The 21,074-nt window shown below is 68.8% G+C and carries 1 protein-coding gene; it reads right to left on the bottom strand.

What is annotated here, in order from left to right; all coding sequences use genetic code 11:
• Positions 1–141: 141 nt before the first annotated feature.
• Positions 142–21,021: a non-ribosomal peptide synthase/polyketide synthase gene (locus tag M3330_RS18060; protein ID WP_255025823.1), complete on the bottom strand. Its 20,880-nt coding sequence runs from the start codon at positions 21,019–21,021 to the stop codon at positions 142–144.
• Between the last annotated feature and the right edge of the window lie 53 nt (positions 21,022–21,074).

The following is a 21,074-nucleotide window of genomic DNA, read 5'->3' as shown; positions in this document are numbered from 1 at the left end:
CTACGTCAGCCTCCTGAAATAACCTGCGCTCGGCATCACGCTGTGCACGCGACACCGCCCCCCGCTGCCACCCGGCACCGTACTGGCCGGGCAGTCGAACGACAGCCGATCTTCCATTATCCCGAAGTGACCGACACAGGACTAATCCGCGTCTCCCACCGCATCGGCATCGACGCCTTCCGCGACGGCGATCACATCGCGCACCAACTGTGCGAGACCGTCGGCGCCGAGTTGGGGCAGCATCCCCGGTACGAGGCCGTTCAAAACCACCGAGACGAGCGCTTCCGCGGTGAGCGCACCGCCGGTCGTGGTGGCCATGGTGTCCAGACGCTGGGCGAACTCGCCGAGTGTGACCTCGCGCTCACCGTGCCGGAAGGCGACGGTGTCCGGGGCCACCGCGGCCGCTGCCGCCACGAGTGCCGGAAGATCGGCGACGGTGCGTGCCTTCTTCGGCCGGGCCGCCCGCGCCCGCTCGGCATCCGTGCGGATGTCGATCGAACGGAGGACGACCTGCGGGTCGGCGCTGACGGCCTCGAGGATCCGGACGAAGCGATCGCCGAAGGCCTCGACCGTCGCGGCGTCGAACAGTGCCGTGGCGTAGGTGAAGGTCACATCGAGCGCGGTCAGCGCTCCCGACTCGGAGAACCGTTCGACCACCGTGCACTGCAGGTCGAACTTCGCCTGGTCGGCGCCCGTCTCGAGCGCGGCCACCTCGAGCCCCGGCAGGGCGAAGGTGCCCGTGTCGATGTTCTGGAAGGTGAGCATCGCCTGGAACAGCGGGGTGTACGCGCTGTTGCGTCGCACACCGAGACGTTCGACGACCCGCTCGAACGGCACGTCGGCGTTGCCGAACGCCGCGAGGTCCTTCTCCTTGGCCTGTGCGAGCAGCTCCGCAAAGGTCGCCGAACCGGCCACCCGGGTGCGGAGCACGAGGGTGTTGACGAACATGCCGACGAGGTCGTCGAGCGCTTCCTCACCACGACCGGCGGTCGGGGTCCCCACCGCGATGTCCTCGCTGCCCGACAGGCGGGCGAGCAGCACCGCGAAGGCGGCGTGCATCGTCATGAAGACCGTCGCGTTGTGCTCGCGGGCGGTCTTCTCGATGCGCTGCGCGAGTTCCTCACCGATCGTGAAGGTGAACGACTCACCGACGGTCGACTGGCGGGCGGGGCGCGGACGATCCGTGGGCAGGGCGAGAACCTCCGGGACACCGGAGAGTTCGTCGGCCCAGTAGTCGAGCTGACGCGACAGCTCGCTCTCGGGATCGTCTTCGGAGCCGAGAACTCTCTGCTGCCACAGCGTGTAGTCGGCGTACTGGACCTCGAGCGGTTCCCATCCCGGGGTCTCCCCCGCGGCGTGCGCGAGATAGGCGGTCATCACGTCGCGCACGAGCGGACGCATCGAGTACCCGTCGGCGCTGATGTGGTGCGCCACGACCGCGAGGACATGTTCGTCCGCCGCGAGACGCAGCAGCGCGACCCGCACCGGCGGGACCGATGCCGTCACGTCGAATCCGCTGCCGAGGATCTCGGTGAGGCGGTCGACGAGCTCGTCGGTGGTCACGCTCACCGGGGTGAGCTCGGGCACGGCCTGTGCGACCGGCAGCACGACCTGCACCGGACCGTCACCGCTGTCCGGGTAGACGGTGCGCAGCACCTCGTGCCGGGCGAACAGGTCGGCGATCGCTGCGCGCAGGGCGTCCACGTCGAGCGCACCGGTCAGGCGCACGGCGACGGGGATGTTGTAGACACCCGATTCGGGATCGACCCGGTTCAGGGTCCACATGCGCTGCTGGGCGAGCGACAGCAGCACCTGTTCGGGGCGCGGGACGGTCGTGAGTGCCGGGCGGGCGCCCTCGCCCACCGACGGCCGGATGCGGGCGGCGAGCGCGACTACCGTGGACGACTCGAAGACGGTCCGGACGGGCACGCGGGTGTCGAGTGCGGCACCGAGCCGGGCGGCGAGCTGCGTCGCGAGCAGCGAGTTGCCACCGAGTTCGAAGAAGTCGTCGTCGAGACCGGCCCGCTCGACACCGAGCAGTTCGGCGACGGTCGCGGCCACGATCTCCTCGACGGGATCGGTCGGGGCGCGGAACTGCCCCGCGTCGAGTTCGGGGTCGGGCAGGGCCCGCCGGTCGAGCTTGCCGTTGGTGTTCAGCGGCAGCGCGTCGAGTTCGACGAAGGCCGACGGCACCATGTACGACGGCAGTCGCTCCGCGAGCGCCGCCCGTGTCGCACCGGCGTCGAACGCCCGTGTCGCACCGGCGTCGAACGCCCGTGTCGCACCGGAGTCGAACGCGTCGGTGGCCGGAACGACGTACGCGACGAGACGGTCGCCGAGGTGGGCGGTATTGCGCACCAGGACGGCGACGTCCTTCACGTCCGGCAGCTCCCGCAGGACGGTCTCGACCTCGCCGAGTTCGATGCGGTAACCGCGTACCTTGACCTGGAAGTCGGCCCGGTCGAGGTATTCGAGGCGACCGGCACGGTTCCACCGGACGATGTCCCCCGTGCGGTACATGCGTCCGCGCCCGTACGGGTCGGCGACGAACCGGTCCGCGGTGAGGTCGGGACGGTCGTGGTAGCCCCGCGCGAGCTGGGCACCCGCGAGGTACAGCTCGCCGGCGACGCCCGGCGCCACCGGTCGCAACCGGTCGTCGAGGACGTAGACGGCCGTGTTCCACTCGGGCACACCGATCGGGACGACGGTGCGGTCGGCGTCGTCGACCTCGTGGACGGTCACCGAGACCGCAGCCTCGGTCGGCCCGTAGAGGTTGTACAGCGTCGCAGTGTTGTCCGCGCGGAACTGCTGGGCCACCGCCGCGGGCAGTGCCTCACCGATCGCGAGGATCCGCCGCAGCGACGGCGCCACCGGACCGGCCGCGACCGTCATCAGCATCGACAGCATGGACGGAACGGTGTGCAGCGTGGTCACCTGCTCGTCGCGCAGCAGCGCGAGCAGGTAGTCGGGATCGCGGTGTCCGTCGGCGGTGGCGATCACCAGGCGGGCACCGGAGGTGAGCGCCGACCAGAACTCCCACACCGACAGGTCGAACGTCGCGACGGTCTTGAGCAGCACCGCGTCGTCGGACCCGATGCCGAAATGCTCACGCTTCCACAGCAACTGGTTGACGACCGCGGCGTGGGAGACCGCGACGCCCTTGGGGCGTCCGGTCGAACCCGACGTGAAGATCACATACGCCGTGTTGCCCGGCCGCAGTGGAGCCGACCGGTCGTCGTCGGTGATCGGGCCGTCCGGGAGCCCGGTGAGGTCGAGACGGTCGAGTTCGACGACCGGCGCGGTGCCGTGCTCGACCCGGTCGCCGCTCGTCGTGACGATCGCGACGGGAGCGGCCGTGTCGAGGATGTAGGTGTTGCGCTCGGCGGGTTGCTCCGGGTCGACCGGCACGTAGGCCGCGCCGGTCTTCGCGATCGCGTACATGCCCACGAGCAACTCGGGCGAACGACGGATCGCCAGCGCGACCCGGTGCTCCGGTCCCACACCGAGACCCAGCAGGTGCCGGGCGAGACGGTTGACCGACGAGTCGAACTCGCCGTAGGTCCACTGCCGGCCCTCGTACACGAGCGCGACGTCGTCGCGGTGTGCGGCGACCTGCTCGTCGAACAGACCGACGAGGGTCGCTCCGGTGTCGGTTCCGTGGGCGGTGTCGTTCCACGCGCCGAGCACCGCGTCGCGCTCCTGCGGCAGGAGCAACGCGTGATCGCCGACGGGCAGTGCCGGCGACTCGACGAGCGCTTCGAGCAGCTGCTCGAAACGGGCCGCGACGGCTTCCGCGGTCTCGCGGTCGAACAGATCCGTCGCGTAGGTGAGGATTGCGTCGATGCCCTGCGGCGCGCCATCGTCGCCGTAGCTGTCGGCGACGATCAGGTGCATGTCGAACTGGGCGGTGCCGCCTTCGAGATCGACCGGTTCGATGTCGAGGCCGGGCAGGGCGAGTTCGGAGCGGCTCTGGTTCTGGAACGAGAAGCCGACCTGGAACAGCGGGTGCCGGGCGGTCGAGCGGGCCGGGTTCAGGACCTCGACGAGGCGCTCGAACGGCACGTCCGCGTGGGCGAACGCCTGCAGATCGGTTTCCCGTGCCGCGGAGAGCAGTTCGTCGAAGGACGCACCACCGTCCACCTCCAGCCGGAGCACCAGCGTGTTGACGAACATGCCGATGATGTCCTCGGTGGCCTGCTCGGTGCGGCCCGCGATGGGGGTGCCCACCGCGATGTCCGTCGAGCCGGACAGGCGCGCGAGCAGCGCCGCGAAGGCCGCGTGCACGGCCATGAACACGGTCGCGTTCCGGTTGCGTGCCAGGTCGCGCAGCTCGCGGTGCAGATCGGCACCGATGGTGAACTCCACGCGGTCGCCGCGGAAGCTCTGCTGCGCAGGCCGCGGACGGTCGAGCGGCAGGTCGAGCTGGTCGGGCAGGTCGGCGAGCGCGATGCGCCAGTAGCCGAGCTGCTCGGCGGCGGTGGACTCCGGATCGTCCTCGGAGCCGAGGACCTCCCGCTGCCACAACGCGAAGTCGGCGTACTGCACCTCGAGCGGCGCCCACGCCGGATCGCTGTCCGCGGACCGGGCGGCGTAGGCCGTCATGACGTCGCGGACCAGCGGCACCATCGACGAGCCGTCGGCGCTGATGTGGTGGACCACGGTGACGAGGACGTGATCGTCGTCGGCGACGCGGAGCAGATGCATCCGCACCGGCACGTCGACCGTGACGTCGAAGCCGGCCGCGGCGATCTCCCGCATCCGCGGTTCGAGATCGGCGGCGGTGACGTCCACCGGTTCGAGCTCGGGCCGGACCTGCGAGGCGGGCAGGATGCGCTGCACCGGACCGGATTCGGTCTCGGGGTAGACGGTCCGCAGGGACTCGTGCCGTGCGACGAGGTCGGCGACCGCGGCACGCAAGGCGTCGACGTCCAGTGCGCCCGTCATCCGCAACGCGAACGGGATGTTGTAGGCCGTCGAGTCGGGATCGAAGCGGTTGAGGAACCACATCCGCTGCTGCGCCAGCGACAGCGGGATCGACTCCGGCCGGGTCCGGGCCGTGAGCGGCACCCGCGCACCGCGACCGGACTCCTGCTCGACCCGCGTCGCGAGTTCCGCGACGGTGGACGCCTCGAACAACGCCCGCACCGGCACCTGCGCATCGAGCGCGGCACCGAGCCGGGAAACCACCTGCGTCGCGATCAACGAGTTGCCACCGAGCGCGAAGAAATCGTCGTCAGCACCGATGCGGTCGACACCGAGCACATCGGCGAACACACCCGCCACGATCTCCTCGATCGGGGTGCTCGGCGCGCGGAAACCACGCGTCTCGAACACCGGCTCGGGCAACGCCCGCCGGTCGAGCTTGCCGTTGACCGTCAGCGGGATCGCGTCGATCACCACGAACGCCGAGGGCACCATGTACTCCGGAAGAATCACGGCGACACTGCTGCGCAGCGCTTCGGTGTCGATCGACATGCCCTCGTGCGGAACCACATAGGCGACGATCCGGGCCGCTCCCGGGGTGTCCTCGCGCACGATGACCGCCGCGTGGGCGACCTCGTCCTGCGCGAGCACCGCAGCCTCGACCTCACCGAGTTCGATGCGGAAACCGCGGATCTTCACCTGGTCGTCGGCGCGTCCGAGATATTCGAGATCGCCCGAGACGACCCAGCGTGCGACGTCGCCCGTCCGGTACAGCAGCGCACCGTCGGACGAGAACGGATCGGCGACGAAACGTGCCGCCGACAGCTCCGGACGGCGCAGGTATCCACGCGCCAATTGGCCGCCGCCGACGTACATCTCGCCGGCCACACCCACCGGCACCGGCTTGAGCCGCCGGTCGAGCACGTACACCCGCAGACCCGCGATCGGCACACCGACCACGCTCGCGGACGCGCCCTGCGCCAGGTCGGCACCGATCTCCCGGTACGACACGTGCACGGTCGTCTCGGTGATGCCGTACATGTTCACCAACCGCGGTGAGGTGTCGCCGTGACGCTCGAACCACCCGGCCAGACGCCGTGGCTCGAGTGCCTCACCACCGAAGATCACGTACCGCAGCGACAGCTGTGCCTCGTCGGCCGCCACCCGGTCGGCCTCGACAAGCTGGTAGAACGCCGACGGGGTCTGGTTGAGCACGGTGACCCGCTCGCGGATCAGCAACTCGCGGAAGGCTTCCGGTGAACGCGACGTGAAGTAGTCGACGACCACGAGGGTTCCGCCGTAGAGCAGCGGTCCCCACAGCTCCCACACCGAGAAGTCGAAGGCGTAGCTGTGGAACATCGTCCACACGTCCGACGAGTCGAAGCCGTACACCGATTCGGTGTTGACCATCAGCCGCACCACATTGCGGTGCGGGATCAGCACACCCTTCGGGCGTCCCGTCGAGCCCGACGTGTAGATCACGTACGCCAGATTCGTCGACGTCAGCGGGGCACGACGCTCCGCGTCGAGGATCGGTGCGTCGTCGACCTCCGACAGATCGAGACGGTCGATCTCGACGACCGGCACCGAGGCCGGGAACGCGACCTCGACGTCCGAAGTGGTCACCACCGCCACCGGCGTCGCGTCCGAAACCAGGAACTCGATCCGGTCGGTCGGCGAGTTCGGGTCGATCGGCAGGTAACCGGCACCGGCCTCGAGCACCGCGAGCAGCGCCACGATCAGATCGAGCGAGCGCGGCATCGCGACCGCGACCAGATCCTCCGGACCCGCACCGACATCGATGAGATGACGTGCCAGGCGGTGCACCCGCGCACCGAGTTCGCGGTAGGACAACTGCTCGTCGCCGAACCGCACCGCGACCGCGTCGCCGCGTTCGGCGACGCGCGCCTCGAACATGTCGACGAGTGTCGTTCCGGCCGGTGCGACGTCGTCGCCCAGCGAATTCCAGCGCGAGACGACCAGTTCGCGTTCGAAGTCGTCGACGATCTCGATGTCGCCGACCACCGCCGCCGGATCCTCGGCCACCCCGCGCAGGATGCGCAGCAGCTGCTCCGCGAACGCCGCGACCCGCAGGTCGTCGAACAGATCGGTCGCGTAGGTGACGGCGAAGTCCATACCGGCCGCCGAACCGTCCTCGCCGACGCTCTCGGCGAAGGTGAACTGCAGGTCGAACTTGGCGGTGGGCGCCTCGTAGTCGACCGCCGCGGCGGTGACGCTGTCGAGGTCGAACTCGACCCGGCCGGTGTTCTGGAAGGTCAGAGCCACCTGGAACAGCGGGTGACGCGCCTGCGAACGCTGCGGGTCGAGGATCTCCACGAGCCGCTCGAAGGGGACGTCGGCGTTCGCGAAGGCGTCGAGGTCGGTGTCGCGCACCTCGGCGAGGAGATCCTGGAACCGGATGTCGTTGCGCACACCGACACGCAGCACGAGCGTGTTGACGAACATGCCGACGAGGTCGTCGAGGGCGGCCGCGCCGCGACCCGCGATCGGGGTGCCGATCGCGATGTCCTCGCTGTCGGACAGTCGCGCCAGCAGCACCGTCAGGGCCGCGTGCACGACCATGAACAGGGACGTGTTCCGCTCCCGGGCAAGGCTTTCCAGCGCCGAGTGCAGCTCGGGTTCGATACGGAACCGGCTGGTGCGTCCGGTGTTCGACGCGACCTCGGGGCGAGCACGATCCGACGGCAGGTCGAGCTGGTCGGGAAGGTCCGCCAGCTGCGCGGTCCAGTACTCCACCTGGCGGGAGAGCACCGAACGCGGATCGTCCTCGGAGCCGAGCACGTCGCGCTGCCACAACGCGTAGTCGGCGTACTGCACCTCGAGCGGCGCCCAGTTCGGGGTCTCACCGCGCGAACGGCTCGCGTAGGCGACCATGATGTCGCGCGCGAGCGGCCGCAGCGAGAAGCCGTCGGACGCGATGTGGTGGACCACGAGGAACAGCACGTGCTCACGCGCGCCGAGCGAGAACAGCACGACCCGCAGCGGCACTTCGCTCGTGACGTCGAAGCCGGCCGAGGTGAGCTGCTCCGCCCGCTCGAGCAGGCTGCTCTCGGCGACCCGCTCGACGGGCAGTTCCACCTCGTAGGGCGGCTGCACCGACTGGTGGCCGACGCCGTCGATGTCCGGGTAGACCGTCCGCAGGGACTCGTGCCGCTCGATGACGTCGCCGAGCGCGGTGCGCAGCGCGTCGACGTCGAGGTTCCCGGTGAGGCGGACACCGACGGGGATGTTGTTCGCCGCGGAGGCCGGATCGAAGCGGTTGAGGAACCACATGCGCTGCTGCGCGGGCGACAGCGGGATCCGCTCCGGACGCTCGCGCCGTTCGAGGGCGGGCCGCGACCCGGCTCCCCCGAACTGTTCGACGCGGACCGCGAGAGCCTCGACGGTGGGGGCGTCGAACAGGGCACGGACGGGGACGGTCGTGTCGAGGGCGTCGCCGAGACGGGCGACCACCTGCGTCGCCACGAGCGAGTTCCCACCGAGCGCGAAGAAGTCGTCGGTGCGGCCGACGCGCGGGACACCGAGCACCTGCGCGTAGACACCCGCGACGATCTCCTCGACCGGCGTGCGCGGCGGCATGAACTCCTGTAACTCGATAACAGGATCTGGCAACGCCTTGCGGTCGAGTTTGCCGGACGCACCCAATGGCATGGCATCGAGCACGAGATAGGTCGCGGGCACCATGTAGGACGGCAGACGCGTCGACAGATACGTATCGACCACCTCGCGGTCGAGGGTCGCGCCGCTCTGCGGCACGATATATGCGACCAGTTGGTCCTGTCGCACGAGGACTGCGGCTTGGTCGACGTCGTCACATTCGAGAAGTGCGGCTTCGATTTCCCCTAATTCGATCCGCAGACCACGGAGCTTGACCTGGAAATCTGTTCGCCCAATGTAGTCGAGTTCACCCCGCTCACCATCACCAATCCATCGGACGAGATCGCCGGTGCGGTACAGACGCTCACCATCACCGAATGGAGAGGCAACGAAGCGGTCGGCCGTCAGATCCGGCCGATTTACGTAACCTCGGGCAAGCTGAACGCCCGCGAGATAAAGTTCCCCCGGGACACCAACAGGGACCGGAGCCAGGCGGTGATCGAGGACGTAGACCTTCGTGTTCCACACAGGCGCGCCGATCGGCACCGACAGCACGTCAGAATCGACGACCTCGTGGTACGTCACGTCCACCGCAGCCTCCGTCGGTCCGTACAGATTGTGCAGCCCGACACGGGGCAAGACGGCAATGGTGCGGGCCGCCAACGCTGGCGGGAGCGCCTCACCCGACGCGAATAAGTAACGCAGCGACGAGCAATTGGCGACGGAAGACTCTGCAACGAAGACCGCGAGCATCGACGGGACAAAGTGAACGACCGAGACGGAACTGCGCGCTATCACGGAGACCAGGTAGCGCGGATCGCGGTGACCGTCGGGCCGCGCCACCACGAGGCGAGCGCCGACCTGCAATGGCCAGAAGAACTCCCAGACCGAGACGTCGAAGGTGAACGGAGTCTTTTGCAGTACTACATCGGTGGCGTCAAGCGGGTATTCGTGCTGCATCCAGCGCAGACGATTGACTATCGCGCGGTGCGGTACCGCAACACCCTTCGGTCGTCCCGTCGATCCCGACGTGAAGATGACGTAGGCGGTGTTCGTCCGCCGCAACGGCGATACCCGATCTACATCCGACACAGGCGCATCCGAAACATCGCACAGATCCAAGGTGTCGATAGTCAGGTTCGGCACCACTTTTGCTCCGGAGACCGCAAACTTGTCGCTTTCAGTCGTCAACACCACCACGGGAGCCGCCGTGTCGAGGATATATGCGTTGCGCTCGTCCGGTTGATCCGGATCCACCGGGACGTAGGCGCCTCCCGCCACCACAACGGCGTACATACCCACCAACAAGCTTGTCGACCGACGCATAGCCAACGCGACCGTCGAGTCCGGCCCCACTCCCACCGAGACCAGATGCCGTGCAAGACGATTGACACGGGAGGAGAATTCGGAGTAGGTCAGTGCCTCACCCTCGAATTCCACCGCGATCGCATCCGGCGTGCGCTCGACCTGTTCGAAGAACAGATTCACGAGGGTAGACGACTCATCCACCTCATGATGAGTGTCATTCCAATGCTGGAGCAGACGCGACCGCTCGTCGGCATCCAGTAGATCGATATCTCCCACCGTCACGGACCAGTCTGCGGTGACGACATGGAGGAGACGGACAAATCGCTTACTCAATTCGTCGATTGTGGAGGCGTCGAACAAATCAGTCGCATATTGAATTTCAAGTTCATAACCGCGATCGACCTCTTCTTCGCCAACGTCGAGAACGGTAAATGCGAGGTCGAACTTCGACATGCCGTGGTCGAACGGCAGGTTCGAGACCGATAGGTTCGACAACTCAAGAGCGACCTGCCCAAGGTTCTGGAATGCGAGCATCACCTGGAACAACGGATTGTGAGCCTGAGTGCGAACGGGAGCAAGTACGTCGACGAGACGTTCGAACGGAAGCTCTGCGTGCCCGAAGGCCCCGAGGTCCACTTCGCGGACATGGGCAAGCAGATCTTCGAATCCCGCTGAGGGATCCACTCGGGTCCGCAGAACGAGCGTATTGACAAACATACCGATGAGGTCGTCGAGGGAACGTTCACCGCGGCCCGCGACCGGAGTACCGATAGTGATGTCACCGGAGCCGCTCAGCCGCGCAAGCAGTAAGGCCAACACCGCGTGCACCACCATGAACTCGGTGGAGCGGTGTTGCTGGGCGACGCGTTCGATAGCGATACGGAGCTCAGCGTCGATCCGCAATCGGGTGACGGCACCCGCGTAGGACGCCACCGCCGGGCGAGGCCGATCCGCCGGCAGGTCGAGACTGTCAGGTAGACCAGCAAGCACCTTCGTCCAGTAACGAATTTGCTTTGATAACAGCGATTCCGGGTCGTTCTCCGCACCGAGCACCTCGTGTTGCCAGAGAGTAAAGTCGGCATACTGGACTTCGAGCGGAGCCCAGGCCGGATCCCCGCCCTGCGACCGAGCCGCGTACGCGATCATGATGTCGCGGGTCAACGGCACCATCGAGAATCCGTCGGCGGCGATGTGGTGCAGGATCGCGACGAGCACGTGCGAATCAGGGCCGGTTTCGAATAGCCGCACCACCATCGGTACGTCGACAGCGACGTCGAAGGACGTCGCCGCGAGTGCACGCAGTTCGGCGGGCAGACGGTCGGCGTCGATACGGGTGACGGTCAGCTCGACCGGCACCTCCGAGACCGGGAGCACCTTCTGGTAGCCGTAGCCGTCGACGTCGGGGTAGACGGTGCGGAGCGATTCGTGCCGTGCGACGACGTCGCGCAGCGCGGTCCCGAGCGCGGCGACGTCGAGCGCACCGGACAGGTGCACGGCCACCGGGATGTTGTTGACCGCGGACTCCGGGTCGAAGCGGTTGAGGAACCACATGCGTTGCTGCGCGAGCGACAGCGGAACCCGTTCGGGGCGGCGCCCGGCGACGAGCGGTGTGCGGGCCGCACCCGACGAGTCGGCCTCGACGGCGGCGGCGAGGGCCTCGACGGTGGATGCCTCGAAGATCACGCGCAATGCCACTCGGCCACCGAGGGATTCGCCGATGCGGGAGACGGCCTGTGTTGCGATCAGCGAGTTGCCGCCGAGCGCGAAGAAGTCGTCGTCGAGACCGACGCGGTCGAGTCCGAGGACGTCGGCGAAGACCGACGCGACGATCTGTTCGACCGGGGTCGTCGGGGCGCGGAACTCCTTGACCTCGAAGACCGGGGCCGGCAGGGCCTTGCGGTCGAGCTTGCCCGACGATCCGAGCGGGAACTCGTCGAGCACGACGTAGACCGACGGCACCATGTAGGCCGGCAGCGAGCCGGCGAGACGACGCGAGACGGAGGTGGTGTCGAGCGACCGGCCGTCGGCGGCGACGAGATAGGCGACGAGGTGCTCACCGGAGTGGGCGTCCGAGCGCACGAGCACGACGGCCTGGTCGACGTCGTCGAGCGCGAGCAGGGCCGTCTCGATCTCGCCGAGTTCGATGCGCAGACCGCGCAGCTTGACCTGGAAGTCGGTGCGGCCGATGTATTCGAGTTCGGCACGCGCCGTGCGTGCGTCGGAGGTCTCCCGGGCGACCCACCGCACGAGATCGCCCGTGCGGTAGAGCCTCTCCCCCGCCCCGTACGGCGAGGCGACGAAGCGTTCCGCCGTCAGGTCCGGCCGCGCCACGTAACCGCGCGCCAGCTGGACGCCCGACAGGTAGAGCTCACCCGCGACACCGACCGGCACCGGATGCAGTCGGCCGTCGAGGACGTGGACGCCGGTGTTCCAGACCGGGACGCCGATCGGCACCGACACCGCGTCGGCCGCGGTGACCTCGTGGTAGGTCACGTCGACGGCCGCCTCGGTGGGGCCGTACAGATTGTGCAGGCGAGCGCCCGGCAGGATCGACCGCAGGCGTGCAGCGACCGAGGCAGGCAGTGCCTCGCCCGAGGCGAAGACCATCCGCAACGATGAGGCCGAGGCCGCGGCGTTCTCGGCGACGAAGACCGCGAGCATGGACGGCACGAAGTGCGCGACCGTGACGCCGCGGTCGGCCATGACCCGGGCGAGATAGGCCGGGTCCCGATGACCGTCGGGAAGTGCGATCTCGAGTCGCGCACCGATCTGCAGGGGCCAGAAGAACTCCCACACCGACACGTCGAAGGTGAACGGCGTCTTCTGCAGGACCACGTCGTCGCGACCGAGGCCGTACTCGTCCTGCATCCACAGCAGGCGGTTGACGATTGCGCCGTGCGGCACCGCGACACCCTTGGGCCGTCCCGTCGAACCGGACGTGAAGATGACGTAGGCGGTGTTCGCCGGCGTGAGCGTGGCGATGCGATCGGCATCGGTGATCGGGCCGGACGGCAGGTCGGACACATCGAGCGTGTCGATCTCGATCGTGTGCGCGGCCGCGGTCGACCCGAAGGCGTCGCGGGTGGTGGTCAGCACCGCGACCGGCGCCGCCGTGTCGAGGATGTACGCGTTGCGGTCGGCGGGCTGATCGGGGTCGAGCGGCAGGTAGGCGCCGCCGGCCTTGACGATCGCGTACATGCCGACGAGGAGGTCGAGGGATCGCCGCACCGCGAGTCCGACGGTCGACTCCGGTCCGACACCCTGCGAGATCAGATGGCGGGCAAGGCGGTTCACTCGCGCGTCGAAGTCCGCGTAGGTCAGCTGCTCGCCCTCGAAGGCCACGGCCGCGGCGTCGGGATCCGTCGCCACCCGGGCGTCGAACAGGTCGACGAGAGTGGCCGGTTCCAGCTCGTGCGCGGTGTCGTTCCACGATTCGAGGACCGCGAGTCGCTCGTCGGCGTCGAGCAGGTCGATGTCGCCGACGACGACCTCGGGTTCGCGCACCACGGCCTCGAGGATGCGGACGAAGCGATCGGCGAATCCGCGCACCGTCGCGTGATCGAACAGGTCGGTCGCATAGGTGAACGCCGCTCCGAGACCGTTCGGCGTGCCGTCCTCCGCGAAGTCCTCGGTGAGGGTGAGCTGCAGGTCGAACCTGGCGACCGCCGTGTCGATGTCGAGCACGTCGAGGGTCAGGCCACGCAGTTCGACGTGCGCGGCGCGCAGGTTCTCGAACGAGAGCATCACCTGGAACAGCGGGTGCCGGGCGGTGGAGCGGGTCGGGTTGAGCACCTCGACGAGCCGCTCGAACGGCACGTCGGCGTGGCCGAAGGCGCCGAGCGCCGCATCGCGTGCCCGTGCGAGATGCGCGGTGAACGGCCTGCCCGAATCGACATCCGTGCGCAGCACGAGGGTGTTGACGAACATGCCGATCAGGTCGTCGAGCGCCTGCTCGCCGCGACCCGCGACCGGGGTGCCGATCGCGATGTCGTCCTGACCGGACATCCGCGCGAGCAGCACGCTCAGGGCCGCGTGCACCACCATGAACAGCGATGCGTTGCGGGTACGTGCCAGCGCCACGAGCTCGCGGTGCAGTTCCGGATCGATCGGGAAGTCCACGGTCGCACCGGAGTACGACTGCACGGCCGGCCGCGGACGGTCGGCGGGCAGATCGAGCTGGTCGGGCGCACCGGCGAGGGTGCGACGCCAGTAGTCGAGCTGCCGGGAGATCAGCGACTGCGGATCGTCCTCGGATCCGAGTACCTGCCGCTGCCACAGCGTGTAGTCGGCGTACTGCACCGGCAGGGGTGCCCACGAGGGCTCCTCCCATTCGGTGCGGGCAGTGTAGGCGACCATGATGTCGCGCGCCATCGGGCCGGTGGACCAGCCGTCGGCCGAGATGTGGTGCACGACGAGCGCGAGCACGTGGTCCTGGTCGCCGAGTTCGAACAGTTCGGCGCGGATCGGCACGTCCGACGTCACGTCCAGTCCGGTGAAGACCAGGCGGCGCACGGAGGCCGGCAGCTCGTCGGGGGTGATCCGGGTCGGGGTCAGATCCGGCACGACCTCCGCCGCGGCACGGACGACCTGGTGCGGTCCGTTCGGCGAGTCGGGGAAGACGGTGCGCAACGACTCGTGCCGATCGATGACGTCCATGATCGACACCTGCAGTGCGGCGACGTCCAGTTCGCCGGTCAGGCGCAGCGCCATCGGGAGGTTGTAGGTGGACGACCGCGGATCGAAGCGGTTGAGGAACCACATGCGCTGCTGCGCGAGCGACAGCGGAACACGTTCGGGCCGCGGCATCTTCGTCAGAGCGATACGCGCTCCGCGACCTGCCTCCTGCTCGACGCGCACCGCCAGGGCCGCCACCGAACTGGATTCGAACAACGCCCGCACCGGCACCTGCGCGTCGAGGGCGACACCGAGCCGGGAGACGACCTGCGTGGCGAGCAGCGAGTTGCCGCCGAGCTCGAAGAAGTCGTCGTCGAGACCCACGCCCTGGACGCCGAGTACCTCGGCGAAGACGTTCGCGACCGTCTCCTCGATGGGAGTGGTCGGGGCACGGAACTCGCGGTAGCTGATGCCGAGATCGGGCTCGGGCAGGGCACGGCGGTCGAGTTTGCCGACCGGGTTGAGCGGCACCTCGTCGAGCACGACGATCTGCGACGGCACCATGTACGACGGCAGCGAGCGGCCGACGTGATCGGCGAGTTCGGCAGGATCGATCTGCTCGTCCCCGTGCACGTACGCGACGAGCGCGGTCTGGCCCGACGGCATCTCGTGTCCGACGGTGGTCGCGAAGGCGACCGAGGGGTGGGTCAGCAGCGCGGCGTCGATCTCCCCGAGTTCGATGCGGTAGCCGCGGACCTTGACCTGGAAGTCGGCGCGTCCGGCGAACTCGATGCGGCCCTGCTCGTCCCAGCGCACGATGTCGCCGGTGCGGTACATCCGGGTTCCGTTCGCGCCGAACGGGTTCGCCACGAACCGGTCGGCGGTGAGCGCCGGACGCCGATGGTAACCGCGGGCGAGCACGTCGCCCGCGAGATAGAGCTCACCCGCGACACCGGCGGGGACCGGGCGGAGCCGGCTGTCGAGGACCAGGGCGTGCACGCCCGCCACGGGCCGTCCGATGGTGATCGGCCCGGACGGTTCGAGCAGAGCGCGCGTCGAGACGATCGTGGTCTCGGTCGGCCCGTAGGCGTTGTAGAAGTTGCGGCCGGGCGCCCAGCGGGAGACGAGGTCGGCCGTGGACACGTCGCCACCGACGTTCACGACGCGCAGGGCGTCGAGTCCGCTCGGGTCGACGGAACCGAGCACCGCCGGGGTGATGACGGTGTGGGTGACGCCGGTGCGTTCGATGAGCGCGCGCAGTTCGGCGCCGCCGTAGACGGACGGCGGTGTCACGACGAGTTCGGCGCCGGTGGACCCGGCCAGCGTCCAGTCGAGGACCGTCGGGTCGAAGCTCGGCGAGCAGATGTGCAGGAGCTTCGATTCCTCTGTCACGCCGTACAGTTCGACGGTCTCGCGGACGAGACCGGCGAGGCCGCGGTGGGTGACGGCGACGCCCTTGGGCTTGCCCGTCGAACCGGAGGTGTAGATGACGTAAGCGGTGTGGTCGAGGCGCAGCGGCGCAGCGCGGTCGGCGTCGGTGAGCGGGCCGTCCGGGTAGGACGCGCACGCGTCGACGAACTCGGGGTCGTCGAGTCGGATCCACTCGGTGGCCGAGGACAGACCGGTGGCGTACTCCCCCGTCGTCAGACCGAAGACGGCCGACGAGTCGTCGAGCATGTGGGTGACGCGTTCGGCCGGGTACTCCGGGTCGACGGGCGTGTAGGCGGCGCCGGTCTTGGCGACCGACCACACGGCGAGCACCATCTCCCACGACCGTGGGAAGGCCAGCGCGACGATGCCGTCGGGCCGGGCACCGCGCTCGACGAGCCGCCGGGCGATGCGGTTCGACCACGTGTCGAGTTCGCGGTAGGTCAGGACGGTGTCGCGGTCGCGGAGGGCGACGCGGTCGGGATGGTCGACGGCGCCGGTGGTCAGCAGTTCCACCAGGGTGCGGGCCTCGGCAGGCTCGGGCCCCGTCGCCGTGAGCAGGCGTTCGGCCTCCCCGGGCGAGAGGATCGCCAGGTCGCCCACGCAGGTCGACGCATCGGCGACGATCCCGGCGAGAATCCGCGCGAAGCGTTCGGCGAAGACGGCGACCGTCGCGGCGTCGAACAGGTCGGTGGCGTACTCGAACAGGGCGTCGAGGCCGGCGGGTTCGCCGTCGTCACCGGTCTTCTCGGTCACCCACAGCTGGATGTCGAACTTCGAGATCGGCACGTCCAGTTCGGCGCCGACGGCGTGGACTCCCGCGAACGAGACGTCGCGCGCGGTGCCCGGTTCGAGGGACAGCGCGGCCTGGAACAGCGGGTGCCGCGCGGTCGAGCGCGGCGGGTTGAGCACCTCGACGAGACGCTCGAAGGGGACGTCTGCGTTCGAGAACGCCGTCAGGTCGGTCTCCCGGACGCCGGCGAGGTAGTCCTCGAACGAAACGCCGGGATCGACCCTGGTGCGCAGGACGAGGGTGTTGACGAACATGCCGATCAGGTCGTCGAGATCCTTCTCCCCACGACCTGCCACGGCGGTACCGATGGCGATGTCGTCGGAACCGCTGAGGCGGGACAGCAGCGCCGCGTAGGCAGCGTGGACGATCATGAACAGCGACGCGTGCTGCCTGCGGGCGAGGTCGACGAGACCGCGGTGGGTCTCGGCGTCGATCGCGAAGCGGTGCTTGTCGCCGTTGTAGGAGGAGACGGCGGGCCGGGTCCGGTCGGTGGGCAGGTCGAGCTGGTCGGGCAGACCGTCGAGCTCGTTCACCCAGTAGTCGAGCTGCTGCGCCGCAACGGAATTCGGGTCGGCCTCGTCGCCGAGGGCCTCTCGCTGCCAAACGGCGTAGTCGGCGTACTGGACGGGAAGCGGCGTCCAGCTCGGCTTGTTCCCCTCGGCGCGGGCGCTGTAGGCCGTGACCACGTCGCGGGCGAAGGGGCCGAACGAGGAGCCGTCGGCGGCGATGTGGTGCAGCACCATGGCCAGGACGTAGTCGTCGGGGGCGAGCCGGTACAGCGCGACCCGGAAGGGGACGTCGCGGACGACGTCGAAACCGCGGCTCGCGAGGTCGACGACGGCCGCGTGCAGGTCCTGCTCGTCGACGTCGATCGGCTCGAGCGGGACGACGACCTGCTCGACCGGAAGGATCGTCTGCTGCGGCTCGCCGTCCACCTCGGGGTAGACGGTCCGCAGGCTCTCGTGCCGCGCCACCACGTCGGCGAAGGCGTCGGACACCGCTGCGGGATCGACGGCGCCGGTGAGCCGCACCGTGAACGGAAGGTTGTAGGCGGCGGTGCTGACGTCGAAGCGGTTGAGGAACCAGATCCGTTGCTGCGCAGTCGACAACGGCAGCACGTCGGGTCGCGGTCGGGCGACGAGCGGGGACCGCGCGCCGGTACCGATCTGCTTGGCGAGCCGGGTCGCGAGACCCACGACCGTGGACGCCTCGAACAGCACACGCACGGGCACCTGGGTGTCGAGCGCGGCTCCGATGCGGGAGACCACCTGGGTGGCGACGAGGGAGTTGCCGCCGAGTTCGAAGAAGTCGTCGTCGAGACCGACACGTTCGACACCGAGGACCTCGCCGAACGCTTCGGCGACGGCACGCTCGGCGGGGGTGCGCGGCTCACGGAAGACGCGGGTGCTGCTGAAGACCGGCTCCGGCAGCGCCTTCCGGTCGAGCTTGCCGCTCGTGTTGAGCGGCAGCGCGTCGAGCACCATGAGCGACGCCGGAACCATGTACGACGGCAGCGACCGGCCGGCATGATCGGCGAGATCGGAAGGGTCGATGGTGCGGCCGGGAGCCGCGACGACGTACCCCACGAGCTGGTCCCCGGTGGGGGTCTCCACCACGAGCACGACGGCCTGCGAGACGGCGGAGTGCGCGAGGAGCACCGCTTCGATCTCGCCGAGTTCGATGCGCTGGCCGCGGAACTTGACCTGGAAGTCGGTGCGGCCGATGTATTCGAGCAGACCCGTGCCGTCGGCGGCGGTCTCCCACCGCACCAGGTCGCCGGTGCGGTACATCCGCTCGCCGGGCGCCCCGAAGGGGTCGGCGAGGAAACGGTCGGAGGTCAGGTCGGGACGGTCGAGATATCCGCGCGCGAGCTGGACGCCGGCGAGGTAGAGCTCGCCGGGTCGGCCCACCGGCACCGGCCGCAGCCGCCGGTCGAGGACGTATGCGCGGCTGTTCCACTGCGGGACGCCGATCGGGACGCTGTGCACGTCGCCGGGAGCGGCCCGGTGGTAGGTGATGGAGACCGCGGCTTCGGTGGGTCCGTACAGGTTGTGGAGCCCGGCCGGGCACATGCGCGCGAAGTCCGCGGCGGTCTCGGACGGCAGGGCCTCACCGATGACGAAGACGTGCCGCAGCGAATCACACGTCCCGGCAGGCGCATTCGCGACGAAGACGGTGAGCATCGACGGCACGAAGTCGGTGATCGTGATGCCGTGCTCGGCGATCTTGTTCGCGACGTAGACCGGGTCGCGGTGCCCGTCGGGCGTCGCGATCACGAGGGTCGCGCCGACGCGCAGGGGCATGAAGAAGCCCCACAGCGACACATCGAAGGTCGTCGCGGTCTTCTGCAGGTACACGTCGGTGGAGGTCAGACCGTACTGGTCGTTCATCCACTGGATCTGGTTGTCGATCGCCACGTGGCTCACGGCCACGCCCTTCGGCCGGCCCGTCGAACCGGAGGTGAAGATGACGTAGGCGGTCGTGTCCGGCAGGATCGGTCCGCGTCGTTCGGCGTCGGTGAGCGGTGTCGTGCCGAACCGCGCGTGGTCGAAGGTGTCGACGTCTATCGTGGGGATGCCCTCGGGCAGCGTCACGTCGTCGCGTGCCGTGGTGAGCACCGCCGCGGGGTGGGCGGTCTCGAGGATGTAGGCGGTGCGATCGGCGGGGTGGTCGGGGTCGATCGGCACCCAGGCACCACCCGCCTCGACGATCGCGTACATGCCGACGACGAGCTCGAGCGAGCGTCGGATGGACAGTCCGACGAGGGACTCGGGGCCGACACCGAGATCGACCAGTGCCCGGGCAAGGCTGTTCACCCGCGCGGCGAATTCGGCGTAGGTCAGCGATTCGCCTTCGAAGACCAGCGCGGTCGCCTCGGGAGAGGTCGCGACCCGGTCGTGGAACTCCGCGAGCAGGTCGCGGCGCTGCACGGGATGGTCGGTGCGGTTCCAGTCGCGGACGACCCGGTCGAGTTCGGTGCCGCCGGCGAGCGGGATGTCCCAGACGGGCCGGTCGGAGGCCGAACCGACGAAGCGGTCGAAGAACTCGACGAACCGCGCGTGGTCGGAGGCGGCCCGGTCGGGTCCGTAGAGATTCGGGTTCGACTCGAAGTCGATGTGGGTGTTGTCGCCGCTGGTGTAGACGTTGACGCCGAGATCCTCGATCAGACCGGTGGACAGGATGTTGATCCGTCCCACCATGTCGCCGAGTCGGACCTCGTTGTCGAACAGCATGATGTTGACCCACGGTCCGAAGAAGGTGGACTGCGCTCCACCCGCCGAGGTCGCGGCGCGGTCGCGGACGATGTCCTCGTGCCGGTAGCGCTGGTGACGCAGCGCGCCCGAGACAGCAGCACCGGACGCCGCGATCAGGTCGTGCACAGTGGTCTCGTCGGTCACGCTCAGCCGGAGCGGGACGACGTTCGAGACCATGCTGCCGGAGCGGCGCAACAGGGCGGTCGTGCGAGCCGCGACGGGCAGGCTCAGGACGACGTCGGTCTGCCCGGTCATCTGGGCGACGTAGGCCGCGAACGCCGCGATGACGGCGGTCGCCAGACTCGTGTTCTCCCGCTCTGACAGCTGCTCGACGCGACGTTCGGTCTCGTCCGACAACGCCGCGCTGTCGATGCGGCTGACCGGCGCGGGCGCCGCGGTGCGGCCGGCGAGGCTCGTGGGTTCCTCGATGCCCTCGATCTGCTGCGCCCAGTACTCGCGGTCGTCGGCGAACCGCTTCGATCCGCGGTACTCCATCTCGACGTCGTGGACCTTGCGCAGATCGGACGCGAGGCTCGGGGACGGTTCGACGCCGTCGACCGACGCCGTGTAGAGCTCGGCGATGCGGGTCATGAAGGTCGCGGCGGCGAAACCGTCGAGCGCGAGATGGTGGACGCGGTTGTACCAGAAGTAACGACGGTCACCGATGCGCAGGACCGTCGCGGAGATCAGCCGGTCGCGGAGGACGTCGACGGGACGGCTGCGGTCGTCGCGCATCCAATCGAGCGCGGCCTGGCGAGGATCGGGCTCGCCCCGAAGATCCTCGTACCCGACGGACTCTTCGAGAGTGGGGTCGACGAGCTGGTAGGGCTGGGCGTCGACCTCGATGAACCGGAGGAAACCCGATCCCATCTCGTGGGCGGCGCGGACACTCGCGGCACGCAGCAGGTCGCGGTCGAGGTCGCCCTCGAGTTCGACGTACTGAGCGATGTTGGCGGGCACCGTCGGATCGACGTGCTGAGCGAACCACATGCCCAGCTGTGCCGGCGAGAGCGGAAAGGCCCCGGGCGGCACGATGCCCTGCGCGTTCGCCGCTTCCGATCCGCCGCTACCCAGCGAGTCCAATCCCCAACCTCTCTCTCACCGTCGCGCAACCCCCATCGGCGGCAGCTTGCGCA

Source organism: Rhodococcus sp. GA1 (assembly GCF_024321955.1).
GTDB classification, from domain to species: domain Bacteria; phylum Actinomycetota; class Actinomycetes; order Mycobacteriales; family Mycobacteriaceae; genus Rhodococcus; species Rhodococcus pyridinivorans.
The sequence above is the reverse complement of the archived record's forward strand: the minus strand, read 5'-3'. Positions and strand labels throughout refer to the sequence as shown.